This window comes from Virgibacillus ihumii (assembly GCF_902726655.1).
GTDB lineage: Bacteria > Bacillota > Bacilli > Bacillales > Amphibacillaceae > Lentibacillus > Lentibacillus ihumii.
Map to the genome: position 1 here is coordinate 2557078 of NZ_CACVAN010000001.1, position 23347 is coordinate 2580424.

The following is a 23347-nucleotide window of genomic DNA, read 5'->3' on the forward strand; positions in this document are numbered from 1 at the left end:
TTTTACACATACACCTGATTTTATGTCTGTGTTTTATGTATTATTTATCGATCAGAAAAGTGTGCAAGACCAATTGAGATCGGAATATAATGCAACAACTGCTATTCGAAGTGACTATAGACCTATAACTCATCTAGGTATTATTTCACTATTTTTGTCATATTCCTTTGAAAATATTTACAATATTCATTCATAACTATATTATTAATATTGTGAGATTAATAGAATTGCAAAGGGGGTTTACAGTAAGAATTCCGAAGATTATTAATTGGGAATAAAAGAGGGGGAGTTTGATGGTTTTGAAGAAAAGCTTACTCATTTCCACGGCTGCAGTCCTTTCACTGGGGCTTGGAACGGTGAGTGCAGATACTGTCCCGTCACAAGACCTTAGCAATCATCTATCATCTAAAGTAACGCCGGCACAAGGGTCTCCAACGGACGTGGGTATCGCAAACGATGAAAAATTAATCGAAATGCTGAAAGAAAACGGCACGATTAAGAAAAATGCAACACATGAAGAAGCACAAAATGCTCTGAAAAAATACTTAAAAAGTAAAGTTAAACATAGTGAAGAAATAAAGGATAGTCTTCCTGAAGGTTTAGACGCAAATATGAAGTCAGCACCTGACAAGGATAACAATCCACTGACAAACGGTAAAGGTAATAAATTGGGTCATGCCAAGAAAAATAAAGTTTCTTCCGTTACACAAGAAAATTATAACGGGGACGTCCGTAAAGACAAAGTATTGGTTCTTGCAATCGAATACCCTGATTATCAGCACAGTTCCATTACGAAAGAAGAAACTGATATGTGGTATGAAAATTATCCACTCAGCCATTTCCAGGATATGATTTTTGGAGAAAACGGCTATGAAGGTCCACATGGCAAAAACCTGATTTCCATGAAACAATATTATGAGAAACAATCAGGCGGCAGCTACACAGTTGACGGTCATGTTGCAGGCTGGTACACAGCTGATCACCCGGCCGCATACTATGGTGAGAATGTTCCTGCCCCGGATGGCAGTGATGCTCGTCCACGTCAGCTTGTATATGAAGCACTGGTAAAAGCCGCACAAGACCCTGACATTGATTTAAGCGAGTATGATGTTTGGGATCGCAATGACTATGATGGTGATGGTGTTAAAAATGAGCCGGATGGAATCATTGACCATTTGATGGTAATCCATGCCGGTGTCGGTGAGGAAGCCGGTGGTGGTGCACTTGGCGGAGATGCTATCTGGTCACACCGCTGGAATCTCGGAGCACTGACTGCCATTCCTGGCGCAGAATCCGATAGTGACCGTTTCGGCGGAAAATTAGGTGCCTACGATTACACGATTGAACCCGAAGATGGTGCAGCAGGTGTCTTCACCCATGAATATGGACATGACCTTGGTCTGCCGGACGAGTATGACACCATCTACAGCGGTGCCGGTGAACCTGTTGGCTACTGGTCATTGATGTCAAGCGGCAGCTGGGCTGGTAAGGTCCCTGGAACAGAACCACCGGGAATGAGCCCGTATGCCAAAGAAATGCTGCAAACATTGCATGGCGGCAACTGGTTAAGCGGGACAACCATTGATGCAAGCGAAGTAGATGATGACGGCGTCTCTGTTCTACTTGACCAAGCGGTAACAAAAGGTGCAAACAATGATGCCGTTCGTGTTAATTTACCGGACAAGCTGAACGTCATAAACACTCCTGCTGAAGGACAATACGAATACTATGGCGGTAAAGGTGACGAAACGGACCATAAAATGGTAACAACGGTAGACTTGACGAATGCAACTAACGCGACACTTGATTTTGATGCATGGTATAACATTGAGCAAAATTGGGATTATGCAATGGTTCAAGTTTCCACTGATGGCGGGGAAACATGGGAGTCACTTTCCACCGACCGAACCAGTTCAACCATTGATCCCAATGGTTATCCGGCAATTAAAGAAAATCTGCCCGGCTACACCGGATCAAGTAACGGCTGGATTCACGAATCCATTGATATCAGTGAATATGCCGGTCAGGAGATCAAAATTCAGTTCCGTTCCATGACGGACTGGGCTACGAACATGGACGGATTCTTCGCTGATAACGTAACGGTTACCGCTGATGGAAATGAAATATTCTCTGACGGTGCAGAAGGTGAACCGAAATTCGAACTGAACGGTTTCGAGAAACATGATGGTAAGTATTATACAGAACACTACTACCTGCTTGAGTGGAGAACACACAACGGTGTGGATGAAGGACTGGCACACATCCGCCGCGGCAACAGCCTAATGAGCTATGATCCGGGTCTTGTCGTCTGGTATGTGGACAAATCCTATGATAACAACTGGACGGGTATCCACCCTGGTGACGGTTTCCTTGGGGTAGTTGATGCAGATCAGCATACTTTATATTGGAGCGACAAAACAGCGGCAGGCAGCAGCTATCAGATACATGACGCTGCATTTACCCTAGATAAAACAGATAAAATGTTCCTGGATTATTCAGACTTGCTTGGTGTAACGTTGAAAGATAACTTCACCAAACGCACACCAGTATTCAGTGACAGTGCAGACTGGAGCAACTCCGGACAAATTGATGCAGGACGTAATGTTCCTGAATACGGACTGAATTTCCGTGTAATCGGCCAAAGTAAAGATAACACGGTAAGTGAAGTATTGATTTATAAGTAACATAAAAAAATCTGCCTTCAGCAATTGCTGGGGCAGATTTTTTTATGTCCTGTTTTCCAGTTGCATTGTTTTTGACAGTTGATAATACGGTGCTGTATGTTTGTTATACATAATTCCGATTATCTATATCGGAATACAAATCCCAAAGAGGGGAGGAAACATTTAGATGAAGGCACTCTGGCGTGGATATATTGAATCATCACTAATATTAAAAATTACAATAGCATTAATTCTCGGAGCAGTTGTCGGATTAATTTTCGGCAAAGATGCTGCTGTATTGGCGCCTTTCGGGGACTTGCTGATCAGACTGTTGAAGTTTCTGATTGTCCCGCTTGTATTATTCACATTAATTGTCGGCATAAATCAAACAAACTTAAGCAGCCTCGGCCGAATGGGCGGGAAAGTTTTTGCCTACTATCTCCTGACTTCAGCTTTAGCTATCATCGTTGGAATTTCCGTGGCCAGCCTTTTTGACCCGGGAACCGGGATGACACTTAATACGGATGAAGAATTTAAAACACCGGAAAATCCGGGGGTTACAAGTGTACTTTTAAATATAGTCCCGGAAAATATTATTAACGCATTCAGCGAACTAAACTTGCTTGGAATTATTTTCACTGCCATTGTATTCGGTATGGCCATTTCGGCATTACGCTCGTCCAAGGAGCATGCACAGCTTGGAGAAAGTGTTTACAATGTCGTCAGCGGCTTAAACGAAGCGACGTTGAATATCATGAAAGTAATCATTCATTATATTCCAATTGGCGTGTTTGCCATCGTTGCTGAAGTTGTCGGCAATCAGGGGGCTGGTACACTGATTGAACTCGGAAGCATGGTGCTGGTCTTATATGCAGCACTAATTGTTCAGATAGGATTTTATATTGTGTTTTTACTTTTGTCTAAAATAAATCTGAAAAGCTTTTTCCGTGAAGCCCGTACACCAATGATTACAGCATTTGTAACACAGAGCAGTTCGGGGACACTGCCTATAACGCTTCGAGCAGCCAAAAACATGAAACTGTCAAACAGTCTGTATGGTTTCAGCCTGCCATTAGGGGCGACAATCAACATGGACGGAGCGGCAATCCGTATTGCTGTTTCCGCAGTATTTGCAGCCAATATTATCGGGGACCCGCTCAGCTTTACCGACATGCTGCAAGTAGTTATTATCGGTACCCTGGCATCAGTAGGCACAGCAGGTGTTCCGGGAGCAGGTATCATTATGATCGCAACGGTATTTGCGCAGCTGGGTCTGCCAATGGAAGCAGTCGGTTTATTGACCGCAATCGATGTATTGGTCGGCATGGGCTGTACCGGGTTAAACGTTACCGGGGACCTTGTCGGAACAACAATTGTGAACAAGTCGGAGAAAAAACATGGTATCGAAAACAACCAGGGACATGCATAAGACCATTTTACAGATTCCGATTATGATTGGATGATTATAAAACATGTTATAACACTAATAGGGGTGGGACAAAACAAATATGTGTATAAGAAAAGACTAACGATACACTACTTTAGCGGAGGAAATATGCGTAGACTCCAGCGGGAGGACAGGCCTAGATGAGACCCCGCAGTGCGTAAGCACGAGGAGGGCTCAACAGCCGCCCGCGGTAAAGTAGACACAGCGAAAGTGATTTTCTTGAGCTGATGTCGCACTTATGCTCGAAAGTGAAAGCGAAGTATATTTCCGGAGCGGTTGTGTCCACCTTTTCTTTTAATAAAACACTTTTGTCCCAGCTTCATTGGTTTATTCGCTCTCACTTTCAGCTTTTTTTCGTTCATCCAGGTAAAGTGTCAACGGCTGGTCAGAACCGGTCATCAGTTTATATACATAGGAAGATGTCAGGTTATAACTGTTTTCAATGCGTTCCGCAATATGATTGGTGCGCTCGAACAGAATGGAACGGAATTGGCTGATCTGTCTCAACGTTTTCTCCATCAATGCCTCCTGATTTTCCAATTTATCCATCACTTGATGCTGATGATCATCCTGATTGGAAAGTTCCGCCGACATTTGCTTATGAAGATTTACCAACTCGCCCATTTCCTCAACTAATTCCTGATTGGAGGCTCCGTAATGATTCAACTTATTCACGATCTCCTGATTGGATTGCTGAAGACTGTCTATGCGATCCGTAATATCCTCCTTAAATACATTTTCGTTTTCCATCAGCCGCTGCATCTCCGCATTATTCCGGTCCAACACGGTTAACCACTCCATTGTTTGAGTTTCAAATTGCTCATGCTGAAAACTGCGCTCCATCAATGAATGCAGTTGGTTGTTGATCTCCTTCCACTGATTAGCCTGCGAATGTTTTTGCTGCTCATACAACTTTTCAAGGTTATGAAAAGAAGTAAACAGTGTCTTATTCACTCGTTTCTGTTCCATTAACAGTTCATCAAAATAGTCCAGCTTAAAATAGCTCTGATTAGGCTCCTCGGTTGGCTGCCTACTACTGAAGACTTCCGGATGTTCCGCTTTATTCAGGAATAATCCCATATGGTTTCACGTCCCTTTAGCAGATTACGGTACTATCTTATGCAACAATATGGAATACGGGACAATGAACCAAAACTAAAGTTAATAGAAAAAGCGTTTCTGCTTAATACAGAAACGCCGCAATCGTGAAAGAACGCTGAACGATAAGTCCATAGTTTAGCTGATATCAGACCCTTAATGAGCCACGGAATCCTCTACCACCATAGTAGGAGTCTGCTCCATTGTGGTAAACGAAAACGTGACCGAAACGAAAGTCACAAAAAAGGGCACCACCGCGTTCCCTTATATCTGATGGTGTTTTTACCCAGCTTGACGTTTTCTTATCGAATGCTTCCAGTTTCTGCAGCTCCCGATATTGTTCTTCCGTTAACATTCCGATGCCCATCTCAGTTGCCATATCAATCGCACTGGTTTCCGGTTTATGCTTTTTTCTTGCCTCCAAGGCTGCACGATCATAACAAACTTTTCTTCGGCCCTTGGGACTTTCCGCTGAACAATCATAAAAAATGTATTCATCCTTCTCCTGATCATAACCAACAACATCCGGTTCTCCCCCGGTTTCTTCCATTTGATGGAGGGACCACAGTTTTTCATCATTTGCTTCCAGTTTTGCCTGAACATTTGCCCAGTCAACACCTTCATGGCGATTCATGTTTTTTTCGAAACGGTTTTTCAATGTTTGCAGTAATTCTTCACGTTGTTCTGATGACAATTCCTTATAGACGATTTTCATTTCCTTTGTCATGTCGGTTTCCTCCCTTATTAGGTTTAGGCTTGGATTCATAATCGATCCGATAGTGTCTTTACTATTAATTCTATATTAATTACTGAAATTATTCCATTCTTATATGATGTTGGTTACAGCCGAAATTTTCTCCTGACCAGTTTCTTGAGCGAATTTGTATATTGTGGTGATTACGGGCATTTTAATGGGGAGTTTGCACGCTTGGGCGAGGACTTCGCACGTTTTAGCCGGGGTTCGCACGTTTGGACGGGACTTCGCACGTTCTAGCCGGAGTTCGCACGTTTCAGGACTATGCACGTTTATTACTTCGCTTTTAAAAAAACTGTTAAAAATTTGATCCCTAACATACTTGATCCAAAAATGAAGCAGCCTGAATTCACTCGGGCTGCTTCATTTTTTCTAAATATACCTTCTCGTCACCTTGCTGCCGTTATACGTATATACAATCTGTTTGTCTTCCACAACCGTTTCCATATGAACATTTCTTCCCCAAAGCTGATAAATATACGGAAGCACATGCTCCAGGTAATGCAAATCAAGTTCCATCCCTTCATAGCCATGCTTCAGGTACAGTTCGCCGCTCCGCAAATAGTCGCCATCTTCCACATAAATATACGGAAATCCACCATTAAGCCGCATCGAAATCAGCTGATCGCGGACATTTTCATAATCCTTATCGGTAATCCGATAATCTCTTCCCTGTTTCTCAAATAGGTACATATCCTCTTCCTGAACCATTTCCTTCGTTAAATAATTGCGGATAAATGAAATATCGGACTCAATTTCCCTTGCTTCAAAAATTTTCTCCTGGCCGGTGCCCGGTTTGACTCCCCGCTCCCGCATTCTCTCCGTCGGATTGTTGTACCGCTCCTCGATGTTTTCAAACATTTTCACCCCAAGATAATAAGGATTGATCTGCTGTCTGGATGGTTGCACAACACTTGCATTTAAGGCCGAGAATTCCACAACCTCATCTGTAGTCAAATCCATCTCCCTGAGGATATGCTGATGCCAGTAGGACGCCCAGCCTTCGTTCATAATTTTCGTTTCGAGCTGCGGCCAGAAATAAAGCATTTCCTCACGCATCATCGTTAAAATATCACGCTGCCAATCCTCCAAATCCCGGCTGTGCTCTTCGATAAATAAAAGCAGATCCTTTTCCGGCTGTGGTGGGAACTTCTTATTAGCCAGCCGTTTCACTTTCTTCTTTTTCTCCGGTTTCTTATCCAGGTTCCATAAATCATCATACGGTGTTTTGACTGGTGATGGTTCTTCGTCCACATCATCATCCATTTCATCATTACCAGTTTCCGGTTTGACCAGTGAAGGGTCAATATGCTCCTGTACAGACAGGACAGCATCGAGAAATTGTTCCACTTCATCCTTTCCATACGTCATTTCGTAATAAGCAATCCGTTCAGCGGTTGCTGTCATGCTCTCCACCATATCCCGCCGAGTGTTGCCAAATCTCACGTTATTTTTGAAAAAATCACAATGTGCCAGTACGTGCGCTATGATCAGTTTGTTTTGGATGAGACTGTTTGTATCAAGCAAAAATGCATAACACGGATTCGAATTGATAACCAGTTCATATATCTGACTCAAACCGAGATCATAATGCAGCTTCATTTTATGAAACTGCTTCCCGAAACTCCAATGACTGAATCTTGTTGGCATGCCATACGCCCCGAAAGTGTATATAATATCGGCTGGACAAACTTCGTATCGCATCGGGTAAAAATCAAGTCCAAACCCTGAGGCAATTTCCGTTATCTCAGCAATCGCCCGATCAAGCGCTTTTGTATCTGCCAATATAACCCCTCCCTGTTGTTCGCGGCAATTTCCGATGAACATGGTATAGTTTATGTTCTTACAGCTTGAAACTTGACCACCAATCACAAATTGATGCCATTCTGTTTTCTATCAGGAACTTTTCAATTTTTACCAGCATGACCCGCCTCTTCCCCGGCAACACTAACGCCAGGAGGATTGATTGTGATGCAACCGTTTTTATCAATTGAAGAATTTAATGAATTGCTGACTCAATGGAATGGACAGACCATTAAAATTTCCAAACTGGAACTGGACGATTTGGACGAAACCATTGTCGCTCTTGATCATATTTCCTATGCTGCAAACACCAGAAGACTTGACGACTATGAACCAATGCATGCCCTGCAATTAAACGGCACCGGCAATATCCAAACCGATACTGCCAGTGCCAGCCAGGTGCTCCCGTCATCCCTCTATGAGATTCCGATTGAAGACGATTCGCTGTATGAATTTGACGGAACACGCTTTTTGATCAGCACCACACGCGGCGTGTATAAGATTGAATTGGTGAAATAAATATGGCTAAATCACACGCTGGCTGCCTCTTTTTTCTGAAAAAAATGTTTCAGCGCGTGATACACATCCTCTTTTTCCTTAAGAATAAAATGGTGAAACTTCGGATTGTCAAAATCTTTGTAGGCACGCATCAGGGTTGATTGGCGATTGTATGAATTCACTTCCGCGTATCCGAACATATTGGAAAGATCCATCAGTTCGTTTACAAGCGTCATGCACTGCGGATTGTCGGAGGTGATATTTTCGCCGTCGGAAAAATGAAAAGGATAAATATTATAGCGGACTGGATGATAGCTTTCGTCGATTAGTTCCAATGCCTTTCGATACGCCGATGAACACATCGTTCCGCCGCTTTCACCTTTGGAAAAAAATGATTCTTCGGGAACTACTTTCGCTTCTGTATGGTGTGCAATATAAGCGATGTCCACCATTTCATATTTCGTTCGCAGAAACTTTGTCATCCAGAAGAAGAAACTCCTGGCAAGATATTTTTCAAACGTCCCCATCGATGCACTCGTGTCCATCATTGCCAGCACCACTGCCTTGGACTCCGGTTTGACTACTTCATTCCATGTCTTGAACCGTAAATCATCATTACGGATAGGTGTAATTCCAGGGTCTCCCTCGGTTGCGTTCCGTTTGAGCGCTGTCAGGATCGTGCGTTTTTTGTCAATGTTGCCCATCAGCCCTTTTTTTCGGACATCATTGAACTCAACCTCATCTGTCGTGATTTCATCCTGTTCTTTTTCGCGTAAATCCGGCAGTTCCATTTGCCTGAACAATACGTCCTCCAATTCAGCCAACGAAACCTCTGCCTCATAATAATCGCTGCCCGGCTGATCTCCTGCTTTTTTTCCATTCCCGGATCCGCTTCCCTGCTCATCACCATTTGGGTCACGTGCAATGACATCGCCTACTTCACTGTCCCCATCCCCCTGACCGACATGTTTTGATTTATTGTAATTATAGCGGATTTTGTACTCATCCAATGAACGGATCGGAATTTTAATAATTTCCCGTCCATTAGACATAATAATATTTTCTTCACTGACCAAGTCAGGCAAATTATCGCGAATGGCTTCCTTTACTTTATCCATATGACGTTTCTGATCTTGAAACCCTTTGCGATGGAGGGACCAATCTTCCTTAGAGACAACAAAATTTTCTTTCTCTTCCCGCATGTCTTCCCCTCCTCTATTGTTTTAATACATAGCATATGCAGCCGGCACCAAACGTGTATATACGCACAAGCACATTGATTATAATTCGACAAAATTCGGGTAACGCCTGACGATTGTACGGATGGTCAGGCATACCCTTGTGTAAAAAAATAACAAGACCGGATGGTTCATCAGTCTTGTTATTTGATGCTTTTGAAGAGATTCTTAGCGGTTCAGCAGGCTGCCGACATAGCGCAGCAGTTCGTTGGCGGACGTTGAATTATAGCCATATTCATCAATTAGCCTGGCAATCACTTCATTTATTTTCTTCAGTTGTGATTCATCCGGCGTCTGGGAGGTAGTTGTTATTTTGACAACATCCTTCAGATCCGCAAATAACTTTTTCTGAATCGCTTCCCTTAGCCGTTCATGTGAATTATAGTCAAAACGCTTACCTTTGCGGGCATATGCAGAGATTCGAATAAGAATTTCTTCCCGGAATGCTTTTTTGGCATTCTCCGAGATACCGATCTGTTCCTCAATCGAACGCATTAATTTTTCATCGGGCTTCATTTCTTCACCTGTTAGCGGGTCCTGCAGCTTGGTTTTATTGCAGAATGCCTCCACATTATCCAAATAATTATCCATCAGCGTTTTTGCTGACTCTTCATATGAATAGACAAACGCCTTCTGTACTTCCTTCTTGGCGATTTCATCATACTCTTTTCTGGCCACAGCAATATAGTTCATATAGTCTTCCCGATCCTCATCGGAAATAGATGGATGCTGATCCAGTCCATCTTTCAGGGAACGGAGCACATCGAGCGCATTAATCGACGGAACTTCCTTGCGAATAATGGTGGAAGAAATCCGGTTAATCACGTAACGAGGGTCAATTCCATTCATCCCCTCTTCCGGAAACTCTCTTCTTAGTTCATCCACATCAAGCTGGTCATAGCCTTCCACACTGTCACCGTCATACAGGCGCATCTTTTTAACCACATCAACACCCTGCTTACTGGAATCCTCCAGCCTTGTCAGTACAGAGAATATTGCAGCAACCCGCAGTGCATGCGGGGCGATATGGACGTGCGACATATCGCTTTCATTGATCATTTTGTTATAAATCCGCTCTTCCTGGGTTACCCGCAGGTTATATGGAATCGGCATCACGATAATCCGGGAATGAAGCGCTTCATTCTTTTTATTGGAAATGAATGACCGGTATTCTGCCTCGTTCGTATGTGCCACAATTAATTCATCAGCTGAAATAAGCGCAAACCTGCCTGCTTTAAAGTTTCCTTCCTGGGTCAGGGATAACAGATGCCACAAAAACTTCTCATCACATTTGAGCATCTCCTGAAACTCCATCATACCGCGATTTGCTTTATTCAGTTCACCATCGAAGCGGTATGCACGGGGATCTGACTCGGATCCATATTCCGCAATCGTTGAAAAATCAATACTGCCGGTCAAATCAGCAATATCCTGTGATTTCGGATCGGACGGACTGAATGTTCCGATACCGGTCCGTTTATCCTCTGACAGCAAGATTCGCTCAACTTTAACATCTTCAATCCGACCATCATATTCTTTTTCAAGCTTCATGGAATTTAACGGAGAAAGGCTTCCTTCAATACGAATACCATATTCCTCATAAAAATCTTCCCGAAGATGTTTTGGGATCAAATGAAGGGGGTCCTCATGCATCGGGCAACCCTTGATCGCATAAACTGCCCCTTCATCTGTTCTGGAATATGTCTCGAGTCCGCGCTTCAGCATCGTGACAATGGTTGATTTCCCACCACTGACAGGCCCCATTAAAAGTAAAATCCGCTTTCGCACATCAAGCCGCTTGGCAGCGGGATGAAAATATTCCTCCACGAGCCGCTCAATCGACTCTTCCAGTCCAAAAATACCTTCTCCGAAAAAATCGTACATTTTTTGACCGTCTCTTTCAGTAATACCAGAGTTTTTGATCATATTATAAACCCGCGAATGAGCCGTCTGGGCAACTTCCGGACGTTCCTTCACAATCTCCAGGTATTCCGCAAAGGTGCCTTCCCATTTCAAACGATTTTCTTCTTCTCTGTGGCCCCTCACTTTATTTAGTATATCCATTAACTTCCCTCCAACTAGGATGCGGTTAATAAAGCTTATGCAGGTGATTCATTTAACATGCTGACAACTTTTTAACGCTGATACATAAAAACACCCTTGTTTTGAAGGTCAATCAGAAAAAAGAAAAGCCGGATGCAGAATCGCATTCGGCTTTATTCGACAATAACCAAGTTGTGTCACGTACCCTTAAATGCCCGGATAAACGCTTCCGGCGAGGTTTTGACGGTATATGAAAAGACACCTTTTATCGTATGCAAGTACAGAAGACCGCCATTGCTGCCGACTGTTCGATACGAGATGTCCAATACGTTCTGAATCGGAAACTGACGATGCTCGGTAACCAGCTTCTCATCATACAGATATAACATACGCTCTTCCTCAACGTCCTTCTGCTCGATACTGTTGACCACCCGCGTCACCTTGATGTACGGCTGTTTTGCAATCAGTTTCATTTCATCACTCCGGTTTCATAATAAATCCGGTATCCTTCAGCCCGGACCGGACAGCTGCTTAGAGATTCTGGAAAAATAACCGTACCACATCGGCCCCGCCAATAAAGGTACCAAGGGAGCTTCCAAGGTTAGCCAGGACGACAACAAGCAGTATTCGGGTTACTTTGTTATTCCAAAATCCTTTGACACTGTAAACGTCTTCTGACAACATTTCAAAATCTGCTACATTCGGACGACGGAAATATGCCTGTACGAACCCGGCAAACCAGCCTGCTGCCGTGATTGGATCCAGTGATGTGATTGGTGCCGCAACAAATGCGGTCAAAATCGCCAGTGGATGTCCCAGCGCGAGTGCCACACCAATCGCAGACAATGATCCATTCCACAATACCCACGACAGTGTTTGCTGAAGTCCGGCGGATGGATTTGCCTGAAACGTAAAAATAATCATCGCAATAATAACAACAGGTATTATCCAGCCAATTATTTTAGGCACTTTGGATTTAGGCGGAACCTGATTCAGCCTGTCCAGATCCTGCTCGCGGTTTATTTCCTGCTTGATCCCCGGAACGTGTGCCGCACCAAGAACCGCAACCACTTTATCGCCCGGCGCATCCTTTATTTTCTGAGCCAAATATTGGTCACGTTCATCAATTAATGGCGTTTTCAGTTTCGGAAAATGCTCCGTAAATTCCTGCAGCATGGAATTGAGCATATCCTGTTCCTTCATTTTCTCCAGTTCTTCCTCTGTAATCGTCTCCTTGCTGAAAATACTGCCGATCACCTGCATCAGCAGAATCCCTTTTCCCTTCAAGCCGATATTGCGCCAAATACGAGAAAAGGTAATCTGAATATTACGGTCGGCCAAAACAAGTTCGGCACCTGTATCCCTGGCAGACTTAATTCCCTGCATCATTTCCTGACCGGCGTTGATTCCAAATTGTTTCGCCATCCGCTTCTGAAACGATGAAATAGCCAGGTTCATTAAAAGTAATGTCGATTTTTTTTTCTTAATTACCTTAAATATATCCATGTCCTTCCACTTGTTACCATCCATCATCGACTGATACCGCTGTTCATCCAACTCAATACAGACAGAGTCGGGCTGTTCCTGTTCAATTACGTCCTTTACCTGTTCCGCACTGTGCTTTGATACATGTGCCGTACCAATCAGTATCAGTTCTTTTTCATCCATATCTATTCGCGTAATGTTCGCTTCCGACATACAGTTACCTTCCTTTTAGAAAACTAAAAGCCTGGTTTGCGGCCAGGCTTTTGCTTGTTAAGACATCCATTTCGGCGGGATATTTTTATCCCAGTATATTTCACCGATTTCGTGATGTGTTTCAAATTTATCATTTCGTAAATGATAATGAAAATTAAACCAGTAGCCCTCCAGCGGACGGTTGTCCCGACGCACATGGAATCTGGCTATATCTTTACCGGTCCGGTTATCATAAACGTTGAAAATCTTCTCCCCGACACCGCTTGACGGGTGCTCTGTTATACCTATGTATGGAAGGTTATCTTGTCCAGCTTCTGCCAAAATCATACTTAGTGATTCTTCCATCTTTGGTAAAATATCATTTTCAAATTCATCATCTATCTGATCTCCAATACGCGTGCCAAGTTTCGAAATCGCTTGTTCCCTGGCCTTGCCGGTAATCTGACTCATATAGGTTTCCTCAAACTGAAAAACCTGCTCAGGCTCAGGAACATCTACGGCAATATTATCATTGATAGAATCCGCATCAGAAGGCGTACTGACTGCCTTGTTTTCCTCATCAGCTTCGGGATGCATGTGAATAGTCGGGACATAAATGCCAAGCGTCATTATCGCAACAAAAATTACAGCTATTTTTCTCATCCAGACCTTCATACGAATCCCCTCACTATTTAAGTATTCACTTAAAAGTTTACCATTTTCATATAAAAAGTCTATATAAATTTTGTAATAATTTTGTGAAAATCTAACGAAGATGCACCGTGCATTCTTTTACAACCGATACCGTATGCACCCCGAAAATAATTATCGTTTTTTGAATTAATCAGCAGGGCCCACAGTTTTATCGGGAATTCAGGATATTAGCACCCATAATATTAGAAAACTTGGTTGTCACCAAGCCTTTAGGTGACAGCCATAGTTGCACTTATGCAGTAAGAAAGGATTTTATACTTTCTTAACTGCTAAAAAGACCTGCCGCCGGGGCAGGTCTATCGAATAGTTAGCAAGTATTAATTCAGCTTTTCCACGTCAGTGACAGTAAAGTTGTTTTTTTCAAGATCCCGATTTATTTTTTGCATCATTTCCTCATTGACTTCTTCGGGAAGCACGATGCAAACACGACGTACATATAAGGAATTGTTATTCAACGATATGACACTTTGTACATTACAGTATTTATTAACAATCTTCAGCATCTTTCGCAGCGCTCCGGCATATTCGATGGTGCCAATCGTCAATGAATAGCTTCCATTATTGGCACCCCATGCATTTTCCAGCACCTGAATGACATTGCCGTTGGTAACGATCCCCCGGAATTCTTTCTTATCATTGACCAAAGCAAGATACGGCAGAGGTTTAATGGCGGAGAACACCCGGAAAAACGCATCATCCTCTTTGACATACCCTTCATGATCCTTTGTAAGTTCTTTAACGGGTTTCATCAAGTCATTTTCTTTTTCATATTCTAATAGATGTACTTTGTATATATTTCCAACAAATTTTGTTCCTGAGTCATCCAATACCGGAATACAGCGATATCCCGAATCTTCAAGCGTTTTAAGGACGGTATCCATTCTGTCGCTCTCTTTCACAAATACAACGTCCTGTTTCTTTACATAGTCATTTTTGACGAGCATTTCCCCACTTCCTCCCAAATAAGTATGCTTTCATTTTCCTATATTTTCTCCGTAATTGCAATTAAGGGAAAATTGGTATAGTTTTCAAATACACTCTATCAGTCTATTTTAAAATAACACCTGTTATGCATTGAAAATATCTGATGCTTTAACATTGATAATTATACATTTGCTTTACGATTTCATACCTTTTTACCTGCAAGTTACTTACACTTTTTGAAGTTTTTAAAATATTAGTGTATAATTATATCTTACCCTGTATTATTAATCACCATGCTTACGGAAAAACTATTTTTTGACCCGACAATTAAATATTACCCTTACTTAGCAACAATAAACCACTTTTAGATTATGTTCATTTAAGGAGGACCTGTATGAAAGCATTACAAGGAAAACAAGCAACAGAAAAGAGTACCGCAAAAGTTTACGCAGACAAAGTATTTGAAAAAGTTCAAGAACGAAATCCGCATGAACCGGAGTTTTTACAAGCAGTAAAGGAAATCATTGATTCACTTTTACCTGTTTTTGAAAAGCATCCGAAATATATGGATTATGGCATACTGGAACGGATGGTTGAACCTGAACGGTTTATCTCATTTAGTGTACCGTGGGTGGATGACCTTGGAAATGTCCAAGTAAACCGTGGATTCCGCGTGCAGTTTAACAATGCACTCGGTCCGTATAAAGGTGGCATCCGTTTTCACCCTTCAGTCAACAACAGCATCGTTAAATTTCTCGGCTTTGAACAGATTTTTAAAAATTCACTGACCGGACAGCCAATCGGAGGCGCAAAGGGCGGTTCGGATTTTGACCCTAAAGGTAAATCTGAGCTCGAAGTAATGCGATTCACCCAAAGTTTCATGACCGAATTATCCAAGCATATTGGCCCTGATACAGATGTGCCTGCTGGTGATATTGGTGTCGGCGCAAGGGAAATCGGTTATATGTTCGGTCAGTATAAAAAACTGCAGGGCAGATTTGAAGCAGGTGTCTTAACCGGAAAAGGGCTTGAATACGGCGGAAGCCTGACACGTACCGAAGCAACCGGTTATGGTGTTGTCTATTTTATGCAGGAAATGCTGCAGGACAAAGAACTGGATTTCAACGGTAAAACGGTGGTTATATCCGGGTCCGGAAATGTTTCCATCTATGCCATTGAGAAAGCGCAGCAACTGGGTGCGAAGGTTGTAGCATGCAGTGATTCCGACGGTTTCATCGTTGATACGGAAGGCATCAAACTCGATACAGTTAAAAAACTGAAAGAAACCGGTGATGAACGGATCAGTGAGTATGTAACAGAGCATCCGAGCGCACATTACTATGATGAATGTACGGGGATTTGGGAAATACCTTGTGATATTGCTCTGCCATGTGCGACACAAAATGAACTGGATGAAGCAGCGGCACGTAAATTGATTGCGAACAAAGTCATTGCTGTTGGCGAAGGAGCAAATATGCCATCGACAGAGGAAGCAATTGATATCTTCCTCGAGAATGACATTATGTTTGCACCCGGGAAAGCTGCCAATGCTGGCGGTGTAGCTGTTTCTGCCTTGGAAATGGCCCAAAACAGCGGTAGAAGCTCCTGGGATTTTGAAGAAGTGGATGTCAAACTGCAAGAAATTATGAGAGATATTTATCAGAAAAGCATGTCCTCGGCTGAAGAATATGGCACAGCCGGAAATCTGGTAATCGGTGCAAACATTGCTGGTTTCCTTAAAGTGGCTGATGCGATGACGGCACAGGGAGTCGTATAGTGATCAATAATACAAATGTGAGGCTGACCCACTGCAATGTGGTGTCAGCCTCTTATATTTGTATATATGTTTACTTTTTCAATTCAGATGGATGTTTCATGAAAAATGGTACGTTTTCAACACCGGTCATTCGTACATATGTGAACAATTGACCCTTATGATGAATTTCATGATCGATGGCATTGGACAGCCAGAAACTTCCCGGAGCAATGTCTTTATTAAATTCCACTTCCTCTGTCAACTGTGATTTGCTGAGTGATTTTAAATCTCTGGTGGTTGCAGTCGTATACTTATGAACGATTTCCCGAACATCCCCAATTGTTTTAAAATCGTCCTCCTTTTGCGGCATCGTGAACTCGCCATTCAGAACTGTTTTCACAAACATATCCATCGAAGTCGCAATATGTACAGCCAGTTCACCAAGCGGTTTTGCGCCTTCCCACGGTTTAAAGTCAATACCCTGATCATCAACCGATGCAAGCAAATCATGAACAACCAGCCGATGCTTCAGCCAGCCATCCACAACTTCATCCATTGTGCTCATCGTAAACCCTCCATTTCTGAGAAAATTTTTACACTTTCTATGATACAACTATTTTAAAAATTTTTAAATTGAAATGCAGTGATAGATACCAGTTTAACCGGCAGTTTTACGGTGCATTTTACATATTTTTATCAGTCACTTCCTCACTTCTATCGGTCACTTTTACGTTTTTATCAGTTCACTTCCTCACTTTTATCAGTATTTCCTGTCATAACAATTCCCTAATCAGCCCAATTTTGCATACGATAATTCTGTACAAAAAGGAGGTAAAACTATGTATCATTATCCGTATCATAATCTGCCATATGGTGACGCTGTACCGCCGGAACATATGAGGAATATGCGGCAGCGGCCAAGTTTGCAGCAGATGATGCAAACAATCCGTACCGAACACAGCAACTTATACACGCAGATGGAGCAGGCCGGGCTGAACCGGGGGCTTGCTGATTATTTATTCTCACTTGTTGTCGGCTACACCCTAAATCAGGCAAATACAAACTTGCCAGCATATCAAATTTACAATCAATTTCACGCTCAGGTGCCGTGGATCGGGTTTCTATTCAATTTTTATCCTGAAAATGTGTTGGATCGGGTCCTCATCAGAATCATTGAAATAGTACTGAATGCCATCGGTGGTGGCAATGGCGGGCAGCCTGACCAAGGCTGGATAGGCTGGGAAAGTCTTGGCGGAACACTTACATCCGCTCCTGCCGTCGCATCGTGGCAGCCGAACCGCCTGGATGTCTTTGTCAGGGGAACCGGCCAAAATTTGTATCACAAATGGTGGAATGGCAACAGCTGGAGTAACTGGGAAAACCTCGGCGGAACGCTTACTTCTGCTCCTGCAGCGGTGTCATGGGGGCCAAACCGCATCGATGTATTTGCACGGGGAACCAATCAAAGCCTTTACCACAAATGGTGGAGCGGCAGTAACTGGAGTGACTGGGAAAACCTTGGCGGAACGTTAACGAGCGGCCCCGCTGTTTCTTCACGCAGATCAAACCGGCTGGATGTCTTTGTCAGAGGAACAGGCAACAGACTTTACATGAAATCATGGAACGGATCCAGCTGGGGGGATTGGATCAATCTGGGAGGCAACCTGAACTCAGAACCAGCAGCCGTTTCATGGAATGCAAATCGGATCGATGTGTTTGCCAGAGGTCAAAATAATGATTTAATCCACAAATGGTGGAACGGCAGCAGCTGGAGTGATTGGGAAAGCCTTGGCGGCACATTAACAAGCGGTCCAGCTGTATCCTCCCGCCGAGCCAATCATCTCGATGTCTTTGTCAGGGGAACGGGCAACAGATTATACAAACGAACCTGGAACGGATCCCGCTGGACCAATTGGGAAAATCTCGGTGGGACGCTAACCTCATCACCAGCAGCGGTATCGTGGGGACCGAACCGCACCGACGTTTTTGCACGCGGACAGAACCAGGATCTGATCCATTTGTATCGCAATCAGTAGTGTCATCAAAGAGCTGCGCCCAACATCAGGTGCGGCTCCTTTTCATTAATTAACCTGCCTGGTGTAGAAGAACCACACAACAAAAAAAGAAAAAGCCCGGCACAAAATGCCGATTCAAGAAAGTTTCCTTCAGACAAAACAGGGAAGAATTTTTTATCCCTGTTCCTTACCAATCAATTCCACAAAATGGGTCAATATCTTGGCTGTGAGTCCCCAAATAACTTTATCTCCATAAACATAAAACAATTCATCTATTTTTCTGGGGTGCCAATTGTAGTTCCTTCCGCCTGGAAGAAGTTCATGCGGAAAACCGGTTTCCGGTTCCATCCTGGCATGCACGTAATGCACTTGCGGCGGATTGTTCAGGAAAAAGGACAGGGGAACTTCAAACACTTCATCCACTTCGGAAGGGTTGGGCTGAACCGATTCAGGATCATGAATCAGTCCGGCGTGCGGATAAATCATCATGCCAAAAGGGGAGACCAGAAAATCAAGTGGGAATACATCGGTAATTTGCTTCGCACTGATGCCCAGTTCTTCCGTTGTTTCTCTGACAGCTGTATCCTGATCCGTTTTATCCTGCGGGTCCATTCGTCCTCCCGGAAAACAGATTTCCCCCGGCTGTCGGCGCATTTTATGTGACCGGACCTCAAATAAAACATGAATATCATCCGTTTTTTGAATTAACGGCAGCAAAACCGCATACTTTGAAAAAGCCTTACTTCCCAACACGGAAGGGGAATGTTTTTTCAATTTTTGCTGAATCGAATTCAAATCCATATTTCCACCCCGGAATTTCTATATTTCTATCAGTATAACATGTGTAACCATCACCAGGCTGATTACAAGATTTCAAACAGGAATTCCCGCCAAATTTTCTGTACAATGGAAGACAGAAGTGATTTTACCCAGGAGATTTTGCATATGAACACGACAATAAAAAAACCATGGCTGCTCGTCCTGACAATCGGGCTAGGTACATTGCTTAATCCGTTGAATTCATCCATGATTTCGGTAGCACTGACCCGATTGCAGCATATTCTGGACCTTTCCTTTGCAAGCGCGACCTGGCTGATCTCCATTTTCTATTTGGTAAGTGCAGTCGGACAGCCGGTAATGGGAAAGCTTGGCGACATGTTCGGTCAGAAAAAGTTATTTCTGACCGGGTTACTTCTTGTCGCTTTGTCCTCTGCGCTGGCACCGTTAATTGCAAATTTCGGGTGGCTGCTCGGATGCCGTGCACTGCAGGCTTTAGGCAGCTCCTCCCTGTTTCCGAGCGGGATGGCGATGGTGCGAAACTATATAACTACCGGCCAGGCAAAAGCATTATCTGTTCTAGCAGTTTTTTCATCCGTTTCAGCAGCATTTGGGCCGACAATCGGCGGATTTCTTATTGAAGGATTTGACTGGGAAGCTATTTTTCTTATTAACCTGCCGTTTATTGTAATTTCCTTTATGATGGCACTGCTTATTTTGCCAAAACAGAGCGGCGGTAAAATAGCACTTGGACGGATTGATTTCGGCGGAATCAGCCTGTTTTCCGTGTCCATCGTATTTTTAATTCTATTCCTGCTTTCGTTAAAAGATGACATCCGCTACTGGACAATACCGATATTTACCGCTGCTTTCATATTATTCTATCTGTATGAAAAACGACGGCGGTTTCCGTTTATTGACTTGGATGCTTTAAAAAACAATACGAATGTGATGCTTGTCTATCTGCAATTTATCAGCATTAATATCGTCTATTATTGCTATTTTTACGGACTGCCCACCTTTCTGTTGCAGGTACGGGGCTACAGCGAAGGCACCACAGGACTGATTATGCTGGCAATGGCTGGGTTCGGAGTCATTATTGCACCGCTTGCCGGCAGGTGGATTGATCATCGCGGGTCAAAACCAGCAGTGCTCACCGGCGCGATTGCACTGACTCTGGGAACCGCACTGCTTCTGCTTATCCATCAGACAACTCCATTGATCGGTCTGCTGGTCGTGATGTCCGTAATTGGGATGAGCAATGGATTTAACAATATTGGCATGCAGACGTCACTATTCAGATTTGCGGAACCGGAGAAGACCGGGGCAGCTGCCGGATTATTTCAAACAAGCCGGTACCTGGGAGCTATTTTATCGACGGCACTGCTCGGTATTTTCTTTAATGATCAAATTGATGTGCAGCACTTCCACATCGTTGCCGTAATCAATCTTGTATTCTGTGCATTCACATTGTTTCTTTCCATCCGGATGCCGGGAAAGCGGGCAGTTGCTTGAATGTGAACAAGCTGATCAGTAAACATAGTTTTCCTGCAACAATGTCCTGATAAAAATTGCCGGCTGTTCACACATTTTCGCTAACAACCAGCGGCTTAAACACATCATGCTAAACCGGAAAATCATAAATTCAGAAATGGGTGTAGGTAAGGTTGAAGATTATTTTTTCGTCCCTGCAGTGGGCACTATTCATATTAATGAGCAGTGTTGTAGTTCCGATTGCCATCGCCTCCAGCTACGGACTTCATGACATTGCAACAATCGAATTTGTACAGCGGACTTTATTCGTACTCGGACTTGCCGGCATTTTGCAAGCCCTTTTCGGACATCATATGCCGGTGCAGGAAGGGCCCGCCGGTCTTTGGTGGGGTGTTTTCTCTTTATACGCCGGATTGGGTGTCGTTTTATACGGATCACATATAGAAACATTGCGCGTTTTACAGTATGCCTTTTTGTTAAGCGGCGTCATCTTTATTCTGTTAAGTATATTCGGGCTGGTGGAAAAACTGGCAAAGCTGTTCACACCAACGATTGTCGGGATCTACTTAATTCTGCTGGTTGCACAGTTAAGCAGTTCTTTTTTTCATGGAATGTTTGGCCTTACCGGCGGCCAGCAAACGGTTCAATCCAATGTTTTGCTGCTTTCCATAGTGATTGTCATTCTTTCGTATTGCATTATGAAAATTCCTAAAATCGGACATTACTCTGTCCTGTTCAGTATTATTTTCGGATGGCTGTTATTTTCCATTTTCGGCCTTGCCAAGCCTATCACGACGGTCAACAGCTATTTCAAACTGCCAGAAATCTTTGCATTCGGATCACCAAGAATTGATCCCACCATGATCATCATGGTTATTGTTATTACATTATTGCTGCTGGCAAACCTGCTTGCTACAGTAAGGGTGGTTCAACAAGTTCTCGAACGCCAGCATGTTACAGTTGAAACCAATCGTTTAAAGCAGACCGGAATGATCTCAGGGGTCAACCAATTATTGGGCGGCTTGTTTTCAGCAATCGGAGCTGTTCCTATTTCCGGTTCCGCCGGGTTTATTGAAACGACCAACATTACAAGCAAAAAGCCGTTTATCATAGGTTCACTGATTATCGTAGTTATCAGCTTATTTCCGCCATTTACAGCATTTGTCGCATCACTCCCTGAAGCTGTCGGATATGCAGCCATTTTTCCGGTTTTCGCCAGCATCATCAGTTTGGCTTTCCGGCAATTTGAAACAGTTGAAAACAAAACCGTCCTATTCCGGGTAATCAGCATATCCTTATTTGCAGGAATTGGCACGATGTTTATTCCTTCTGAGGCATTTGCGGAAATGCCGCCGGTACTGGTGTCCATTCTGAGTAATGGTCTCGTTTTTGGTTCGGTAATTGCGATAATACTTGAAACATTAGTGAGCCGAATGAACAGACGGAAAGAAAAACAATTCCATTATCGGGCACATTAAAAAGCGGCTTCTCCGGAGTACGATTTTTGCCCGGAAGATGTTTTGGTTACTGCAAGGTGATTTTTGCCAATGGCTTTATTACCGCCGATTTGACGAATTGAAACGATAAGATAATTATTTCATCTTCACCCAAAAGGGTATAAACTAATAGGAAGTTGATGATACAAATTGGAGGGATACTTATGAGTCAGGAATTGCAGCAAAAAGTTGCGTTTATAACAGGTGCTGCCAGCGGAATCGGCCTGGAGATCGCCCAGGAATTTTCCAAACAGGGTGCAACAGTGGTTATTTCCGATTTAAAAGATGAAGCGGCACAACAAGCTGCCAACCAGCTGACCGAAAAAGGCTACGAAGCACTCGCCACTGTCTGTGATGTTACCAATGAAGAACAATTGACAAAAGCCATTGATAAAACCGTTGAAACCTATGGACGGCTTGATATTGTGGTTAATAATGCCGGGTTACAGCATGTATCCGCTATCGAAAATTTCCCGACTGAAAAATTCGAACTCATGCAGAAAATAATGGTTACCGCACCATTCATGGCAATCAAAAAAGTATTTCCGATTATGCGAAAACAAGGGTACGGCCGCATTATCAACATGGCATCAATCAACGGTGTCATCGGCTTTGCCGGAAAAGCTGCTTACAACAGTGCCAAGCACGGGTTGATCGGACTGTCAAAAGTAGCGGCATTGGAAGGTGCTGCTGACGGAATCACAGTCAATGCACTCTGCCCGGGCTATGTTGATACACCGCTTGTCCGAAATCAGCTGCAGGAAATTGCCGATACACGGGACATCCCGGTTGAAAAAGTCATGGAGGAAGTAATTTATCCGCTCGTCCCGCAGCACCGGCTGCTGGACGTCCAGGAAATTGCCGATTACGCCGTCTTTATCGCCAGCGAAAAAGCAAAGGGCATCACAGGCCAGGCTGTAATTTTGGACGGCGGATATACAGCACAGTGA

General features: G+C 43.5%; 19 protein-coding genes. 8 read left to right on the forward strand and 11 right to left on the reverse strand.

Translation table 11 applies throughout. The features are described from left to right. Window positions 1–299: 299 nt before the first annotated feature. Both HUX68_RS12330 and HUX68_RS12335 read left to right on the forward strand, forming a co-directional pair. A complete protein-coding gene (locus HUX68_RS12330; protein ID WP_425509541.1) occupies window positions 300–2684 on the forward strand; it encodes an immune inhibitor A domain-containing protein in 2385 nt (794 codons plus the stop codon). A gap of 166 nt (window positions 2685–2850) precedes the next feature. After that, window positions 2851–4092: a dicarboxylate/amino acid:cation symporter gene (locus HUX68_RS12335; RefSeq protein ID WP_174615119.1), complete on the forward strand. Its 1242-nt coding sequence runs from the start codon at window positions 2851–2853 to the stop codon at window positions 4090–4092. Between the two features lie 345 nt (window positions 4093–4437). On the opposite strand, the gene HUX68_RS12340 is transcribed toward HUX68_RS12335, so the two are convergent. The 3 genes from HUX68_RS12340 to HUX68_RS12350 form a co-directional block, all read right to left on the reverse strand. Then, the gene (locus tag HUX68_RS12340) at window positions 4438–5190 is read right to left on the reverse strand and encodes a hypothetical protein (RefSeq protein WP_174615120.1); all 753 of its coding nucleotides are present in this window, start codon (window positions 5188–5190) and stop codon (window positions 4438–4440) included. Window positions 5191–5356: 166 nt separating this feature from the next. After that, window positions 5357–5935: a DUF4256 domain-containing protein gene (locus HUX68_RS12345; protein WP_174615121.1), complete on the reverse strand. Its 579-nt coding sequence runs from the start codon at window positions 5933–5935 to the stop codon at window positions 5357–5359. A 399-nt stretch (window positions 5936–6334) separates the two neighbouring features. Next, window positions 6335–7789 (reverse strand): SpoVR family protein, encoded by a 1455-nt coding sequence (locus HUX68_RS12350; protein ID WP_174616450.1) that lies wholly within the window; start codon window positions 7787–7789, stop codon window positions 6335–6337. 144 nt (window positions 7790–7933) lie between these two features. On the opposite strand from HUX68_RS12350, the gene ymzB reads away from it, so the two are divergent. After that, on the forward strand, window positions 7934–8284 hold the full coding sequence (gene ymzB, locus HUX68_RS12355; protein WP_246206770.1) for a protein YmzB: 351 nt from the start codon (window positions 7934–7936) through the stop codon (window positions 8282–8284). 11 nt (window positions 8285–8295) lie between these two features. On the opposite strand, the gene yhbH is transcribed toward ymzB, so the two are convergent. The 6 genes from yhbH to cbpA form a co-directional block, all read right to left on the reverse strand. Next, on the reverse strand, window positions 8296–9465 hold the full coding sequence (yhbH, locus tag HUX68_RS12360; protein WP_174615123.1) for a sporulation protein YhbH: 1170 nt from the start codon (window positions 9463–9465) through the stop codon (window positions 8296–8298). 204 nt (window positions 9466–9669) lie between these two features. Then, complete coding sequence (locus tag HUX68_RS12365) at window positions 9670–11565, reverse strand: PrkA family serine protein kinase (RefSeq protein WP_174615124.1); 1896 nt, start codon at window positions 11563–11565, stop codon at window positions 9670–9672. Window positions 11566–11741: 176 nt separating this feature from the next. Then, window positions 11742–12017 carry a hypothetical protein gene (locus tag HUX68_RS12370; protein WP_174615125.1) on the reverse strand — a complete coding sequence of 92 codons (276 nt, stop codon included), beginning with the start codon at window positions 12015–12017 and terminating at the stop codon, window positions 11742–11744. A 58-nt stretch (window positions 12018–12075) separates the two neighbouring features. Continuing rightward, on the reverse strand, window positions 12076–13242 hold the full coding sequence (locus HUX68_RS12375; RefSeq protein ID WP_174615126.1) for a TraB/GumN family protein: 1167 nt from the start codon (window positions 13240–13242) through the stop codon (window positions 12076–12078). A 57-nt stretch (window positions 13243–13299) separates the two neighbouring features. Next, window positions 13300–13896: a YpjP family protein gene (locus tag HUX68_RS12380; RefSeq protein ID WP_174615127.1), complete on the reverse strand. Its 597-nt coding sequence runs from the start codon at window positions 13894–13896 to the stop codon at window positions 13300–13302. 356 nt (window positions 13897–14252) lie between these two features. Then, the gene (gene cbpA / locus HUX68_RS12385) at window positions 14253–14879 is read right to left on the reverse strand and encodes a cyclic di-AMP binding protein CbpA (protein WP_174615128.1); all 627 of its coding nucleotides are present in this window, start codon (window positions 14877–14879) and stop codon (window positions 14253–14255) included. A gap of 374 nt (window positions 14880–15253) precedes the next feature. Here cbpA and gdhA point away from each other — a divergent pair, with 374 nt between their 5' ends. Further along, window positions 15254–16636: an NADP-specific glutamate dehydrogenase gene (gdhA, locus tag HUX68_RS12390; protein ID WP_174615129.1), complete on the forward strand. Its 1383-nt coding sequence runs from the start codon at window positions 15254–15256 to the stop codon at window positions 16634–16636. A gap of 70 nt (window positions 16637–16706) precedes the next feature. Here the strand turns inward: gdhA and HUX68_RS12395 are convergent, their stop codons facing one another. Beyond that, window positions 16707–17180, reverse strand: a complete 474-nt coding sequence (locus HUX68_RS12395) for a DinB family protein (protein WP_174615130.1) — start codon at window positions 17178–17180, stop codon at window positions 16707–16709. Window positions 17181–17454: 274 nt separating this feature from the next. Between HUX68_RS12395 and HUX68_RS12400 the strand changes: the two genes are divergently transcribed. After that, a complete protein-coding gene (locus tag HUX68_RS12400; protein ID WP_217424805.1) occupies window positions 17455–18651 on the forward strand; it encodes a PLL family lectin in 1197 nt (398 codons plus the stop codon). 153 nt (window positions 18652–18804) lie between these two features. Here the strand turns inward: HUX68_RS12400 and HUX68_RS12405 are convergent, their stop codons facing one another. Further along, on the reverse strand, window positions 18805–19431 hold the full coding sequence (locus HUX68_RS12405; RefSeq protein WP_174615131.1) for an NUDIX hydrolase: 627 nt from the start codon (window positions 19429–19431) through the stop codon (window positions 18805–18807). 144 nt (window positions 19432–19575) lie between these two features. Between HUX68_RS12405 and HUX68_RS12410 the strand changes: the two genes are divergently transcribed. From HUX68_RS12410 to HUX68_RS12420, 3 genes are all read left to right on the forward strand, one after another. Further along, window positions 19576–20922, forward strand: coding sequence for an MFS transporter (locus HUX68_RS12410; protein WP_174615132.1), 1347 nt, complete (start codon window positions 19576–19578; stop codon window positions 20920–20922). Between the two features lie 152 nt (window positions 20923–21074). Beyond that, window positions 21075–22379, forward strand: a complete 1305-nt coding sequence (locus HUX68_RS12415) for a purine/pyrimidine permease (protein ID WP_174615133.1) — start codon at window positions 21075–21077, stop codon at window positions 22377–22379. Between the two features lie 182 nt (window positions 22380–22561). Then, entirely contained in the window at window positions 22562–23347 is a 786-nt protein-coding gene (locus HUX68_RS12420) for a 3-hydroxybutyrate dehydrogenase (protein WP_174615134.1), read from the forward strand.